Raw genomic sequence first — 14259 nt, forward strand, 5'->3', positions numbered from 1 at the left:
ACAGCCCGCGGATCCGGGTCAGAGGTCCAGCGGCTCCCAGGTGTGCCCCCCGTCCTCGGTCCGGAAGACGACGCTGGTCCCCACGGACGCGTAACCGGCGACGAGCACCCCGTGGTCCGGGTCCTGGAAGGCGAGGTCCTGGACGGGGCCGGTGTCCTCGGCAAACAGGGTGGTCTCCCAGGTCTGTCCTCTGTCGAAGGTCATGTGCACGATCCCCGCGTCGCCACCGGTAGCTCCGATCGCCACCACGCCGGCTCCGACGGTGGCGAAGTCGCTGGTCAGACCCTGGTCGGGCGGGGTCGTGCCGACCGGGTCGAAGGTGCCGTCGCCGCCGGAGACCCGGAGCTCCTTCGCCATCCGCCCGCGCCCCGGGTTCTCGCTGCAGAGCACGTACTGGTGCGCCTCGTCGGCGAAACCGAAGAACTGGGTGGCCAGCTCCCCGCACGGCGCATCGATCTCCTCCAGGTCGGTGGCATCGGGTCCGGCCCAGGCGTGGGCCGGCGTGCCGTAACCGGTCTCACCGACCAGCCGCGGACCCCCGGGGTCGACCGCGATGTCGCTCATCACCGACGACAGCGAGGTCTGCACCTCGGCCGAGACACCCGGCACGGGTTCCCAGGAGGATCGCGTGCCCGGGGTGCGCCAGAGGGTGGTGGTGAGTTGGTCGCCCGCCGCGGTGTGCGCCGCGAGGTAGATCCCCTCCGAGGTGGCAGCCAGGTCCCCGACGGCGTCCGCCGGCAGGTCGACCGGTCGCCAGGACCCGCCGCCGTCCGTGCTGATCACGGTCTCCTCGGTGTTGCTCGCCACCAGGGTGGTCACCCACCGGGACTGGGTGGCCACCAGGTGGCTGACGTTGCCGAACTCGGACGGATGCAGCCCCGGGGGTCGCATGGTCGACCAGGAGGATCCGCCGTTCATGGTGTGCAGCACCGAGGCGCAGCTGCCCTCGGCGCAGGGGGCGTAGCCGAGGACCCAGCCCTGCTGTGGGGAGACCCAGCTGGTCGCCGCGGGGCTGAACCCGTCCGGGACGGTCGTGGCGCCGTGGTGCGGGGGATCCGCCGCGCCCGCGGCGCCGCCCCCGAGGGCCAGGCCGAGCGCGAGCAGCGCTGCGGTCGGGATGGAGTACCTGAGTCTGCGCATGGTCAGTGACCTTCCCCTGTCTGCGGGGGCGCGTCCGTGCGTCCCCCCACCTTTCGACGGTAGACCCATCGGTCGGGGGTCGCGACCGGTATGTCCGTCCGGCCGTCCGCGGCGGGGGTCAGTCCGCCGGAGCCCCCTCGGGGCCGAAGAGCAGGATGAACCGGGTGCCGCCGTCGGGCCGGAACGGGCCGGTGAACCTCTGCGCTGCCCGGTCGTTGTTGAGCTCCCCGACCACCATCGGGCCGCCGGAGTTGTAGTCACCCTGGAGCACGGTCTGCCGCGGGACCGCGGTGTCGACCTGATAACTGAGCTCAATGGACTTGATGGGGATCCGGTCCATGATGATGCGGCTGCCGGAGTGCGACACGGGCGGCCGACCCTGGGCAAGGTGGAAGACCGAGACGTCGACGTCCACCTCACCAGGGGTGCACCCCGCCCGCAGATAGGCGTTCCACGGCTCGCCGGGGGTGATGTCCTCGGAGCACACCCACGTGTCGATCGAGATGTCTGCGAGCGGCACCTTGATCCGGGAGTCGTAGTAGGACCAGGCGAAGATCAGTCCGGCGAGCAACACCAGCACGGTCCAGCCCGGTGGCATCCACCTCGGCCGCCACCGACCCGGCTGTGCCGGACGGAACTCCCGCTCTGTCTCCTCGATGGCTGCTCCCACTCCGCTCCCCGTGACGTGCCCCGGACCGTCCGCCGGCACGGTATCGCCGGTGGGTGACGAGCCTAACCCAGCGACGGCCGGGTCACCACGGTTTTGACGGGCGTGGGTGACCGGTGGATCGGTCGGGCGGCGACGTCGCCGGGAGATGACTCAGTCGGGGACGGCGAGGCCGGTCTGGACGGCCCAGAGGTCCGCGTAGCTGCCACCGCGGGCGACCAGTTCGTCGTGGGTGCCGGCCTCGGCCACCCGGCCCGCCTCCAGCACCCAGATCCGGTCGGCGTGCCGCACTGTCGACAGGCGGTGGGCCACGACCACGGTGGTGCGCCCGACGGTCACCTCCGCCAGCGACCGTTGGATCGCGGCCTCGGTCTCGTTGTCCACCGCAGAGGTGGCCTCGTCGAGGATCAGCACGGCCGGGTCCCGCAGGATGGCCCGGGCCAGGGCCAGCCGTTGGCGCTGGCCGCCGGACAGGGTGACGCCGCGCTCACCCACGTGGGTGTCGTAGCCGTCGGGCATCTGCTGGATGAACTCCTCGGCAGCGGCCTGTTGGGCGGCCCGGACGATCTGGTCCCGGGAGGCGTCGGGCGCCCCGTAGGCGATGTTGTCCGCGACGGACCCCTCGAACAGGAAGACGTCCTGGGCGACGTAGCCGATCCGTCCGCGCAACGTCTCCCACTGGAGCTCCCGCAGGTCCACCCCGTCGAGGCGGACCGCACCCTCGCGGGGGTCGGCGAACCGCAGCAGCATCCGGAGGACGGTCGACTTCCCGGCACCGGTGGGGCCCACGATCGCGTGCACCTCGCCGGCGGGGATGTGCAGGTCGAGCTGGCGCAGCACGTCCGGACCGTCGCCGTATCCCGCGCGCACCCCGGCCAGCTCGAGTTCACCCCGGACCGCGGGCAGCGCCACGTCGCCGGGGACCGTCACCGGCCGCTCGTCCAGCAGGTGCAGGATGCGACGGACCGAGGCCATCGCCCGCTGGTAGAGGTCGAGCACCTCGCCGATCGAGGTGAGCGGCCACAGCAGCCGCTGGGTCATGAAGACCAGCACCGAGTACAGACCGACCTCGAGGCGCCCGTCCAGGGCATAGAACCCGCCGAGCAGCAGCGTGGTGGTGAAGCCGGTCAGGATCGCCATCCGGATCAGCGGGACGAAGGCCGAGGAGGCCCGGATCGCCTCGGCGTTGGCCTGCTTGTAGTCCTCGGACGCGGCGCGGACCCGCTCCAGCTCGCGGGACTCGGCCGTGAACGTCTTGATCGTCGACATGCCGCCGAGGTTGGCGCTCACCAGGCCGGAGATGGTCGCCACGGTCGCCCTGACCCGGGCGTAGCGGTGCTGCAGCCGGCGCTGGAACCACATCGAGCCGACCACGATCACCGGGATCGGCAGGAATGCCAGCACGGTCAGGGTCACCGAGGTGAGGGCGAAGACGGCACCGACCAGGAGCACGTTGAGCGCCACCTGGTACAGCTTGTCGACCCCCGTGTCCAGGAACCGTTCGAGCTGGTTGATGTCGTCGTTCAGGACGGCCAGCGTGGAGCCGGTGGGGCGGGACTCGTGCCAGGCCATGTCCAGGCCCTGGACGTGGCCGTAGGCCTCCAACCGCATGTCGTGCTCGACCTGCTGCGCCAGGTTGCGCCAGGTGAGGGCCGCGAGGTAGTCGGCGGTCGACTCCAGGATCCAGACCACGGCGTTGATCACCGCGAGCCAGATCAGCTGCTCCTGGCGGCTCTCCACCCCGAGCGCGCCGGCCACGAAGGAGTCGGCGCCCCGCACCACGACGTCGATGGCGGCACCGATCAGCAGCTCGGGCACCACGTCCATGATCTTGCGGATCGTGGACAGCAGAAACGCCAGGACCACCCGGCGGCGGTACTGGCGGTATCTGCCCCACAGTTGGGTCAGTGGGTGACCGGAACGCTCCTCAGTGCTCCCGGCGGCGCTCAACGCTCGTCGGGAGCCCAGGTGTCGTAGTCGTCGTCGCCTACGTCCTCGGCGTCATCGACACCCACGGTGTCGGGTGCTGCACCGTGTCCGTTGGACTCGGAACGCAACTCCCGTTCGAGTGCGGTGAGGTCGGTGTCCGGAGAGTAGTACTTCAGTCTCCGGGCGACCTTCGTCTGCTTGGCTTTGGCCCGGCCGCGCCCCATGGCGTGACCCCCTCATGCGTCTGCCGGGGCGACATCGCATCCGGGTCGGCACGGCGTACCGATCCAGACCGCGGAGTCGGCCCGGGAATCGTGTGTTCTCGTACCCCTACGGTACATCAGCCGGGCGCTGGGCGTGTATCCGGACCGGTCAGGGCGGGGTCAGCGGGAGTTGCGGACGACCCTGACCACGACGGCACCCAGCCCCAGCAGGGCCACCACGATGACCGCCCAGGTCCAGACCGGCATACCACCGGAGTCCTCCTGGTCGGTGGTGTCCGCAGCGTCCGGGGCGGCCGTCTCGGTGTCACCGGTCTCGTTGTCAGCGGTCGCGGTGTCGGCGGGGTCGGTGGCGTCGTCGTCGCCGGCGGGTGGCGCAGTCGTCTGGTTGGCCTCCTCCGTGCTCTCCGTGTCGTCGGCCGGGACCTCCACGGTGAAGGTGTACTCACCGGAGATGGGGTGCCCGTCGGAGGAGGTCACCCGCCACGCCACCTGGTAGTCGCCGGCCGGGAGGTCGGCCGCCAGGGGCTGGGTCACCGTGAACCCCTCCACCTCGGGGGCGCCCTCCGAGACGACCCCGTCGGGCCCGGTGGCCTCGACGGCGGCTCCCACGGAGGCGATCTCGCCGCTGAAGGTGAGCACCAGCTCGGTCGGGGGCGGGCCGCTGTCACCGTCGGCCGGCGAGCTGTCGGTCAACGAGTCGTGGGCCAGTCCCGGGGCGGCGGTGATCAGGGTCAGCAGGAGGGCCAGCAGGAACCCGAAGGCCCCAACCCGCATCGGCCGGAGCGCGGGGGCGAAGGTGGTCACGCCCCTACTGTAGGCAGCCGCACCGTAGGCTGACTCGGTGCCCCTGACCCGCTACGCGACGCTCGCCGCGCCGGTCGTCGCCTCAGTCGAGGACCGCAGGTCGGTCTTCGAGTGCTGGCTGCGCCGCGCGGACGACGAGGCCGCCGCGAGGGCGGTGGTCCAGGAGGCACGCCAGACCCACTGGGACGCCCGCCACCATTGCTCGGCCTTCCTGCTCGGTCCCGCCGGCGAGGTCGCCCGGTCCAGTGACGACGGTGAGCCGTCGGGGACGGCCGGCCTGCCCATGCTCGAGGTGCTCCGGCACGGCGGCCTGAGCGACGTGGTCGCGGTGGTCACCCGGTGGTTCGGCGGCACCCTGCTCGGCACCGGCGGCCTGGTCCGCGCCTACTCCGAGGCGGTCCGGGCCGCCCTGGACGGGGCCGTCCCACTCGAGCGGGAGCTGCGCCGGGTCGCCCGCCTCGACGTGGACCACGCCGAGGCCGGGCGCCTGGAGCACGAGCTGCGGTCCGAGGGTGTCGTGGTCGCCGACGTCCGGTATGCCGCGCGCGTCACCCTCGAGCTCGCCGTCCCGGCGAACCGGGAGGAGGAGTTCACCCAGCTGGTCGCCCGCGGCACGGGCGGGCAGGGCGAGGTCGCCTGGGGGAGCGCCCGCTGGGTGGACCTCGACGCCGGGTCCGGGACCTGAACGATCCTCGCGACCGGAGCGGCCGGTCGCCCGCTCAGAAGCCGGTGTCGGTCGGCTGCCAGTAGTAGCGGCGGTACTTGCGGACGTAGTTGGCCATGGCGGTCAGCCGGTATGCCTTGCGCCACAGCGAGTCCGGGTACTTCAGCGGGTGGAAGACACCCTTCTTGGCGACCCGCTTGAGCAGCGCCAGGTCCGCGCCGGACAGGTACCGCTTGACCAGCGGGATCGGCAGCACGCTGTAGAGGACCTCGTTGCGCACCACGACCTTCTCGTGCGGCGCGTTCTCGATCAGGTCGGTGACGATGAACTCCGCGACGTTGGCGCCGGCCGCGGTGACGTAGTAGTTGTTCCGCCCGATCCGCGGGTTCACCTCGAAGAACTTCATCACGCCGTCCCGGGGGTCCAGCTTGACGTCGAAGTTGGCGAAGCCCCGGTAGCCCACGTGGGTGAGCAGCCGCTCCGCCTGCTCCATCAGCTCGGGGAAGGGGGTGGTCACCATCGCGGCGGGGTTCCCGAGCGCGAGCGGGGTGTGCTCCTGCAGCAGGACCTGGGCGGTGGCCAGCAGGGTGGCCTTCCCCGACTGGTCGATGTATGCCGTGATGGACCGCATCGCGGTGTCGTCCCCGGGGATCAACTCCTGGACGACGAACCGGTCCCGGAAGCCGGCCTCACGCACCCGGTTGAGGATGGTGGTCAGGTCGTCCGGGGTGTCGACCTTGTAGATCTTCTGCATCCCCTCGAAGGACAGTCCCTCGTACCGGGCGCCGACGGCGGCCTTGGCCACGACCGGGAAGGCCAGGTCCACCTCCGGCGGCGTCCATCCCGCGGAGTCCGCGTCGGTGAAGTCGGCCACGAGGGTGCGGGGGGTCGGGATGTCGAGTTCCTCGCAGAGGCGGGCGAACTCGATCTTGTCGGCGATCGTGTCGAGCACCTGGGCGTCGACCGCGGGCACGACATACCACTGCCGCAACCAGTCCGCCTGCTCGCTCAGCATCCGGCTGAACGTGTCGGCGTTGGCGAGCAGGAGGGTGGTCCGGCCGCGCGCCTTGCGCTCCTTGCCGATCCGTTCCAGGGCCGCGAGGTTCTCGGCGCGGCCCCCCGCGTGCCCCAGGTCGACGATGTCCAGGATGTTGGAGTTGGCGATCGGTCCGCCGACGACCCGGGTGATCACGGTGCTGCGGATGCCGTAGCGCTCGTGGAAGGCGCGGGCCAGGGCGTAGATGCCGATGTCGGTGCCGAGCAGGACGACGTCGAAGCCGGGGTCGGGGGATGACTGGTTCATGGTGCTCCAGGGGGCGTGGGCAACAGGGGGCGAGATCCGAGCGTACCGATCGTGGCGGCGTATTCTGACCACATGACGGGCTCGGGGGGATCTCGCAGGGGTCTTGTCGGGGCGCTGCTGGCCTCGCTCCTCGCCCTCGGCGGGTGCGCGACAGGGGCACCGCCGACGCTCACTCCAGCCGCGCCCCGCGACACGACGGGCGCCGAGGGTGCTCCGTCCCAGGGCGGTGCACCCGTCCGGCCGCCCGGCCCGGTGCCGGACCCGTTCGTGCCCGCGGGGGACGAACTGACCGACGAGGACCTGCAGGCCTTCGGCGCCCGGCTCACCGACGCCCTGGAGTCCGGGGACGTGGAGCACTGGCTGTCCTACTTCGCCCTCGACGACGAACAGACCGAACGGCAGCGGCAGTGGTTCACCGCCGTGCAGGCCGTGCCGATGGAGGTGCGGGAGATGCACCCGACCCTCTGGCTCGGTCCCGACGGCGCCGAGGTCGGCGCGGACGGGGAGTGGTCCTCCGAGGAGCGGGTGCGCTTCGGTTTCCGGCACCAGGTGTCGGGCGCGGACCCGGTCCCCTCGGTCGAGCTCTACGACGTCGGGCTCGAGCGGTCCGAGGACGACGGGGGGCTGCGGATCAACGACCTGGCGGGCGACCCGGACCAGGGGGACTACCCGCAGCTGTGGGACGTGGGGCCGGTGGAGGTCCTCGAGAGCGACCACCTGGTGGTGCTGACCGACCCCGAGCAGCGGGAGTTGGTCCGGGAACTCCTGCCGAGCCTTGACCTGGCCGCCGCCGAGACGCTGTCGGAGGTGCCGGTCGACGGCGTGGACCGGATGGTGGTCACGCTGACCTCGGCCGAACGGGTGGCGACCCTCTTCGGGGAGGGGGAGGTCAACGAGCTCGCCGGCTTCGCGATGCCGGTGACCGGGATCCGTGAGGTCGGACAGTACGACGGCCTGGCGGACCTCGACCCGACCGACGACCTGACGGTGCGCCTGGTGCTGGACCTGGAGTACACCGCGGACGAGCTGGACAACTACGGGGAGGACGTCGCGGGCGGGTCCCCGCTGTTGCGCCACGAGGGGATGCACCTGGCGATGCTGCTGCGGCACCTGGAGGCCAACCCCCCGAAGTGGGTGTCGGAGGGCTTCGCCGGCTGGTTCGAGGTCGCCGCCGCGGACGAGCCCGCCGAGGACCTGGAGTGGTGGTACGGCGTGCTCCTCAAGGGCGCCGGGCTGCCCACCGAGCTGCCGCCCTCGCTGTGGCTGGCCTTCGAGGGCGAGGGCCCGATGGATATCGACCGCAACTATGCCGCCTCCGCCATGGTCTTCCGCTACGTGGAGGAGACCTACGGCTACGAGACCACCGTCGCCCTCGGGGACCGGTTGCACCAGATCGCCCTGTGGGACGACTGGGACGGCGCCATCGACGACGCGCTGCATGAGCAGCTCGGCACCGGGTCGGCGGAGTTCGTGGACGGTTGGACGGCCTGGGTGGCCGACCGGTACCCCGACGTGGGGTCCGGCGACTGACGGGCCGGGCGGCCCTTCGCGGGGGCGGTGCTGCCCTACTCGGAGTCGGCGTGGCCCTGCTCGGGGTCGGTGCGGCCGCCGCCCGGGCGCGGACCTGCCACCCCGCGCCGGGAGGTGCGGGTGGACTCGGCGGCCTCCCGGCTGGCCCCGGCGGCCTCCTCCCGGGCCCGGCGCAGGGCCTCGCCCGGGTCCTCCAGGTCCACCGAGCCGAGCCCGTCCCCGTCGCCGGTGCCGGCGCCCTCCTGCATCGCCCCCGCGGCGGCGTCGAGGTGGGCGTGGCCCGGTGAGCCGGGGGCGCCGAGTGCGGACCCGATGCCCTGCAGGGCCTGGGTCAGCTCGGTCGGGACCACCCACAGGGTGTTGGCGTCTCCCTGGGCGATCTGCGGCAGCATCTGGAGGTACTGGTAGGCCAGCAGCTTGCTGTCCGGGTTGCCCTTGTGGATGGCGTCGAACACCTGGAGGATGGCCCGGGCCTCGCCCTGGGCCTCCAGGATCGCCGACTGTGCCGACCCCTCGGCGCGCAGGATCGCAGCCTGCTTCTCGCCCTCGGCGGTCAGGATCTGGGACTGCTTGACGCCCTCGGCGTTCAGGATCGTGGCGCGCCGGTCGCGCTCGGCCCGCATCTGCTTCTCCATCGAGTCCTGCACGCTGGGCGGCGGGTCGATGGCCTTCAGCTCCACCCGGTTGACCCGGATGCCCCAGCGGCCGGTGGCGTCGTCGAGCACCCCGCGCAGCTGCCCGTTGATCTGGTCGCGGCTGGTCAACGTCTGCTCCAGGTCCAGCGAACCCACCACGTTGCGCAGCGTGGTGACGGTGAGTTGCTCGACACCCTGGATGTAGTCGGCGATCTCGTAGGTGGCCGCCTTGGGGTCGGTCGGCTGGAAGTAGATGACGGTGTCGATGCTGACCACCAGGTTGTCGCTGGTGATCACCGGCTGCGGCGGGAAGGAGACGACCTGCTCCCGCAGGTCGATGTGCTTGCGGACCCGGTCCATGAACGGGATCAGGAAGTGCAGTCCGGGTTCGAGGGTGCGGTGGTAGCGGCCGAGCCGCTCCACGATGAGCGCGGTGGCCTGGGGCACGATTTTGATGGCGCGCGAGATCGCCACGGCCACGAAGATCAGCAGCAGCAGGAGAACGACGTACAGGGCGATGTCTGCGGGGTTGGGCATGCTGATGACCTCCTGGTCGGTGGGACTAGGGCGACGGATCGGCCGGGACGAGGGCGACGACGGCGGTGGCGCCCTCGATGCGGACGACGGCCACCCGGGCACCCAGGGGGATCGCGGGGCCGGACTCGGTGCGGGCGGTCCACTCCTCACCGGCGAGCTTCACCAGACCGGAGGTGTCGGTCACCTCGCTCAGGACGACCGCCGTGCGCCCCACGTGGGCCGCGGTGTTGGTGAGCTGTCCCTCTCCCGGTGGCTTGAGCTTGCGCAGTGCGAGCGGCCGGAGCAGGGCGAGCAGGGCGAGGGCGGTGATGATGAAGACGAAGACCTGGCCGACGAAGCCGAGACCGAAGTAGGCCGCGACCGCTGCCGCCACCGCCGCCAGGGCGAGCATGCTGAACACCAGGTCCAGGGAGGCGATCTCGATGAGCCCCAGTGCCAGCGCCGCCCCGGCCCACCAGAGCCACTGCGTCTCCCGCAAGAACTCCATCGCGCACCTCCGCCCGTCGTTGCCCCATGGTAGGGGACGAGGCGGGTGGGACAGGAGTGGCGGACGACCGGGGACCGGTCTACCAGAGGCCGCCACCGCTGAAGACGGACTCCTCGGCGGAGACCGCCGGGCGGGCCCGCTGGAGGCGGGACGGAGCTTGGCCGGCGTCCCGGGTGACCGGCGCCCTGCCCTGCGTCGGCGTGGTGCCGTGCGCCGGTGCCCGGTCGGAGAATCCGCCATGGTCGCGGACCGGCCGGTCCGCCAGCGCGTCGGCGATGATCGCGAAGACCTGGTCGGTCTCGATCAGGAAGCCGTCGTGGCCGTATGGCGAGTGGATGGTGGCCAGGCCCCGGCACGCGGGGGCGGTAGCGATCAGCGCGCCGTCCTCGGGGGTGAAGAGCCGGTCGCTGTCGACCACGGCGACGGTCAGGTCGGCGGTGATCCGGCGCAGGGCGGCGTCCACCCCGCCCCGGTCGCGGCCGATGTCGTGACCGTTCATCACCTCGGTCAGGTGCAGGTAGGTGTTCGCGTCGAACCGTCGGACCAGCTTGCGGCCGTGGTGCTGCAGGTAGGACTGCACGGCATACCGTCCGCCGTGTGCCGGGTCCTCACCCCGCTGGGGCTGGTTGCCGAAGCGCTCACCCATCTCCCCGCCGCTGCGGTAGGTGGCGTGCGCGATCTGGCGGGCGACCTCCAGGCCGGCGCGCGGACCCGGGCCGGGGTAGTAGTCGCCGCCGTGGAACGCCGGATCGGCGCGGATCGCATACAGCTGCGGTGTGGCCCAGGCGATCTGGTCGGCAGTAGCGACGGCCCCGGTCGCGATCGGCAGGCAGCGCTTCACCCGGCCGGGGAAGGTGACCGCCCACTCCAGGGCGCGCATCCCACCCATCGACCCGCCGACCACGGCGGCGAAGCTGCGGATGCCGAGGCGGTCGGCGAGCAGCGCCTCGGCCCGGACCTGGTCCCGGACGGTCAGCCGGGGGAAGAGCGAACCCCACGGCCGACCGTCCTGTCCCGGGGAGGAGGGCCCGGTGCTGCCCCGGCAGCCGCCGAGGACGTTCGGTGCGATGACGAAGTAGCGGTCGGTGTCGAGGGGGCGGCCCGGCCCGATCAGGCCGGGCCACCACCCCGCGGTCGGGCTGTCCGGTCCGGTGTCACCCTCGACGTGGGAGTCGCCGGTGAGTGCGTGCAGCACCAGCACCGCGTTGTCGCCCGCCTCGTTCAGACGTCCCCACGACTCGTACGCGAGGCGGACGTCGGGCAGCGTCTGCCCCGACTCCAGGGTGAGGTCGCCGACGACGCGTGAGCGTCGCCGGGTCCCGGTGGACAGCCCGACCGGCATCAGGCCCCCTTGGCCGCCACGAACCCGAGCTCGAGGTCCGCGAGGATGTCGTCGATGTGCTCCAGCCCGACGGCCAGGCGGACCAGGCCCGGGGTGACCCCGGCCGCGCGCTGGGCCTCCTCGGTCAGCTGCTGGTGGGTCGTCGAGGCCGGGTGGATGACCAGCGAGCGGACGTCACCGATGTTGGCCACGTTGGAGTGCAGCTCCAGCGCCGACACGAACCGCTTGCCGGCCTCGAGGCCGCCCTGGATCTCGAAGGCCAGGACCGCGCCGGCCCCGCCGGGCAGGTAGCGCTGGGCCAACTCGTAGGAGGGGTGGCCCGGCAGCCCCGCGTAGGAGACCGACTCCACCTGGTCGTGGTCCAGCAGCCAGTTCGCCACGTGCTTGGCGTTCGCGACGTGGCGCTCGATCCGCAGCGAGAGCGTCTCCAGCCCCTGGGCGATCAGGAAGGCGTTGAACGGTGCGATGGCCGGCCCGAGGTCGCGCAGCAGCTGCACCCGTGCCTTGAGGATGTAGGCCAGGTTGGCCCCGAGCGGGCTGCCCACCCCGAGGTCGCGGGCGAAGACCAGCCCGTGGTAGCTCTCGTCCGGGGTGTTGAACCCGGGGAAGCGCTCCGCGTGCTGCGCGTAGTCGAAGTTGCCGGAGTCCACAATCACGCCGCCGATCGCGGTGCCGTGGCCGCCCAGGTACTTCGTCGCCGAGTGCACCACGATGTCCGCGCCGTGCTCGATCGGACGGGTGAGGAAGGGCGTCGGGATGGTGTTGTCCACGATGAGGGGCACCCCGATGCGGTGCGCCACGTCGGCCACCGCGGCCGTGTCCAGCACCTGGCTGCTGGGGTTGGCCAGCGACTCGGCGAAGAACACCTTGGTGCGGTCGTTGGCGGCGGCGGCCCACGACTCGGCGTCGGTCGGGTCCTCCACGAAGCTCACCTCGACCCCGAGCTTGGGCAGGGTGTGGGCGAACAGGTTCTGGGTGCCGCCGTAGAGGCTCGGGGACGCGACGACGTGGTCACCGGCCTGGGCGACGTTGAGGATCGCCAGGGTGGTGGCCGACATGCCGGAGGCGAGCAGCAGGGCGCCCACCCCGCCCTCGAGGTCGGCGATCCGCGCCTCGACGGTCTCGTTGGTCGGGTTGCCGATCCGGGTGTAGATGGGGCCGAGGTCCTGGAGGGCGAACCGGGCCGCCGCCTCGTCGGCGTCGTCGAAGACGAAGGAGGTCGTCTGGTAGATCGGCAGTGCGCGGGCGCCGGTGGCGGCGTCCGGGGTCTGTCCGGCGTGGATCTGGCGGGTGGCGAAGGACCAGGTCATGGTCGGTGTCTCCTGATTCGTGGGGATGCATCCGTGGGGATGGTGGTGGGGATATTCGTGGGGATGTGTGCGTGGGGACGGTGGTGCGGGAGCCGGCGGCGCATCGGCAGGGCGGGCTGCGCCACGGCGCCCGACGGCATACGGGTAACCCCGCCCGTGCCGGGGGACGGCCGACGGGCCGAGCGGCGGTGGGGTGGGGGCAGGGGTCTGCGTGCCGGGCTTAGCGGCTACACATTCGACAGGTCACAGCGGCGCTCCTTCGTCAGCGTCTCTGGGCCTCTCGGGTGAGTGGCCCGCGCTTGCGAGAACGCCGTATGGCGTCCCGCCAGGTCATCACCCGGGGCACCCCACCGCGAGTGGAGGGTTGCCGTCCAGCAAGCCGGGGCTCGAAGCTGGAACTCATGACCTTGGGACACATATAACCCCACACAATCCCGCGAAGTCAATGCGCTCATCGGGGCCATCAACCGGTCGTGACTGAAGATGCTTCGGTAACGACTGGTGTGGCGGCGTGGTGCTTCGGCGGTGGCCGGAGGGCTACTGTCGTTCCATGCCGCTTCGCCCCCGCCTCGCCGCAGTGTCGGCCCTGGTCGTGGTCTCGGTCACAGCCTGCGCCGGACAGGGACCGTCGGACGACCGGGAGGAGGCCACCGGCGTCGCCGTGGGCAGCGGGTCCGACGCGGCCGGGGCGTCCGGGCCGGGGGACGAGTCCCGGTCGCAGGACGCGACCCGGACGACCGGAACGGCTCCCGCCCGGTCCGGCACACCGTCCGGCGCGGTGCTGTTCCTGGTGCCGGACACCGCGACCCACGTGACGATCACCGACTTCGACGCCATCCGCGAGCGCCTCGGCGTGCCCGAGATGACCTCGGAGTGGTTGATGACCGACCGGATCGAGTTCTGGGGGCAGGTGTCGCAGAGCACCGTCCTGCTGACGGACGGCGCGCTGCGCGAGGAGAACTCCCGGTTCATGCTGCGGTACGGCTTCACCCAGGACGACGTCGACTGGGAGGCGCGCTGGACGGGGGACGCCCCGGGCCTGGCCCTCGGGCTCCGGCCCGACCTGGACCCGGACGGCGTCGAGCGGGCGGTGGCCGACGGCGTGGGACCGCTGGCCGGCGCGCACCTGGAGCAGGAGGAGTCGGTGGTGGTGTCGGGGGGTGCGACCGGTGGGGATGCCACGATCGCCGCAGACCCTGCGGTGGTCAGGCTGGCCGGGACGGATGCCGAGTCGCTCTACCTGCGCCGTGGCTGCATCCCGTTCCACGAGGCGCTCGGGGTGGATGCCACCGAGGAGGACCAGGACGAGGTCGTGGCGGACCACGACGTGCCAGGCCTGCTCCGGGTCGAGGGGATCGCGGTGGCCTTCACCGGCCGGTCGGCCACGGTCCGGCTGGCCTACCCCGAGGGGGTGACCGAGGAGGCGGCGATGGTCGACCTGGGCGCCCGGGCCGACCTGGCGGCGGACTGGCCACTGGTGGAGTCGATCACGTTCGCCGACGGGTTCGTGGTGGAGCCGCCCCCGCCCGTCGGGTTCGCCGACGGGGTGGGCGAGCTGACCTATCCGGTCGCCGCGCCGGGCGGGGCGGCCACCCTGACGCTCACCGGGTTGTTGCCGGTCGGGGTCTGCAACGAGGTGCCGCCCATGGAGGAGCCGACCGGTCTCACCCCCGGGGGATGACCGGGG

The 14259-nt window shown here is 71.9% G+C and carries 13 protein-coding genes and 1 riboswitch; of the genes, 3 read left to right on the top strand and 10 right to left on the bottom strand.

Annotated features, from left to right (window positions below):
* Window positions 1-18: 18 nt before the first annotated feature.
* The 5 genes from FB467_RS03840 to FB467_RS19255 all read right to left on the bottom strand — a co-directional run bounded on the left by FB467_RS03840 (window position 19) and on the right by FB467_RS19255 (window position 4764).
* Window positions 19-1140, bottom strand: coding sequence for a WD40/YVTN/BNR-like repeat-containing protein (locus FB467_RS03840; protein WP_141783914.1), 1122 nt, complete (start codon window positions 1138-1140; stop codon window positions 19-21).
* 118 nt (window positions 1141-1258) lie between these two features.
* Window positions 1259-1810 (bottom strand): hypothetical protein, encoded by a 552-nt coding sequence (locus FB467_RS03845; RefSeq protein WP_141783915.1) that lies wholly within the window; start codon window positions 1808-1810, stop codon window positions 1259-1261.
* Between the two features lie 150 nt (window positions 1811-1960).
* Entirely contained in the window at window positions 1961-3673 is a 1713-nt protein-coding gene (locus FB467_RS03850) for an ABC transporter ATP-binding protein (protein ID WP_228393370.1), read from the bottom strand.
* A gap of 80 nt (window positions 3674-3753) precedes the next feature.
* A complete protein-coding gene (locus FB467_RS03855; RefSeq protein WP_141783917.1) occupies window positions 3754-3960 on the bottom strand; it encodes a DUF3073 domain-containing protein in 207 nt (68 codons plus the stop codon).
* 159 nt (window positions 3961-4119) lie between these two features.
* Window positions 4120-4764, bottom strand: coding sequence for a copper resistance CopC family protein (locus tag FB467_RS19255; protein WP_194288355.1), 645 nt, complete (start codon window positions 4762-4764; stop codon window positions 4120-4122).
* Window positions 4765-4801: 37 nt separating this feature from the next.
* Here FB467_RS19255 and FB467_RS03865 point away from each other — a divergent pair, with 37 nt between their 5' ends.
* Complete coding sequence (locus FB467_RS03865; RefSeq protein WP_141783918.1) at window positions 4802-5449, top strand: IMPACT family protein; 648 nt, start codon at window positions 4802-4804, stop codon at window positions 5447-5449.
* A 34-nt stretch (window positions 5450-5483) separates the two neighbouring features.
* Here FB467_RS03865 and FB467_RS03870 read toward each other — a convergent pair whose 3' ends face one another.
* Window positions 5484-6731: a carboxylate--amine ligase gene (locus FB467_RS03870; protein ID WP_141783919.1), complete on the bottom strand. Its 1248-nt coding sequence runs from the start codon at window positions 6729-6731 to the stop codon at window positions 5484-5486.
* Between the two features lie 72 nt (window positions 6732-6803).
* Between FB467_RS03870 and FB467_RS03875 the strand changes: the two genes are divergently transcribed.
* Window positions 6804-8261, top strand: a complete 1458-nt coding sequence (locus FB467_RS03875) for a hypothetical protein (protein WP_141783920.1) — start codon at window positions 6804-6806, stop codon at window positions 8259-8261.
* A gap of 35 nt (window positions 8262-8296) precedes the next feature.
* Here FB467_RS03875 and FB467_RS03880 read toward each other — a convergent pair whose 3' ends face one another.
* From FB467_RS03880 to FB467_RS03895, 4 genes are all read right to left on the bottom strand, one after another.
* On the bottom strand, window positions 8297-9433 hold the full coding sequence (locus tag FB467_RS03880; protein WP_141783921.1) for an SPFH domain-containing protein: 1137 nt from the start codon (window positions 9431-9433) through the stop codon (window positions 8297-8299).
* Window positions 9434-9458: 25 nt separating this feature from the next.
* The gene (locus FB467_RS03885; RefSeq protein WP_141783922.1) at window positions 9459-9920 is read right to left on the bottom strand and encodes an NfeD family protein; all 462 of its coding nucleotides are present in this window, start codon (window positions 9918-9920) and stop codon (window positions 9459-9461) included.
* 79 nt (window positions 9921-9999) lie between these two features.
* Window positions 10000-11262 (bottom strand): homoserine O-acetyltransferase MetX, encoded by a 1263-nt coding sequence (gene metX / locus FB467_RS03890; protein ID WP_141783923.1) that lies wholly within the window; start codon window positions 11260-11262, stop codon window positions 10000-10002.
* Window positions 11262-12572, bottom strand: coding sequence for a bifunctional o-acetylhomoserine/o-acetylserine sulfhydrylase (locus FB467_RS03895; RefSeq protein WP_244932726.1), 1311 nt, complete (start codon window positions 12570-12572; stop codon window positions 11262-11264). The genes metX and FB467_RS03895 overlap by 1 nt, the downstream gene beginning before the upstream one ends.
* Window positions 12573-12862: 290 nt before the next feature.
* Window positions 12863-12979, bottom strand: a riboswitch (SAM riboswitch).
* A 143-nt stretch (window positions 12980-13122) separates the two neighbouring features.
* Between FB467_RS03895 and FB467_RS03900 the strand changes: the two genes are divergently transcribed.
* Entirely contained in the window at window positions 13123-14253 is a 1131-nt protein-coding gene (locus tag FB467_RS03900; RefSeq protein WP_141783925.1) for a hypothetical protein, read from the top strand.
* Window positions 14254-14259: the final 6 nt, after the last annotated feature.

The sequence above is a fragment of the Ornithinicoccus hortensis genome (genome assembly GCF_006716185.1).
GTDB lineage: Bacteria > Actinomycetota > Actinomycetes > Actinomycetales > Dermatophilaceae > Ornithinicoccus > Ornithinicoccus hortensis.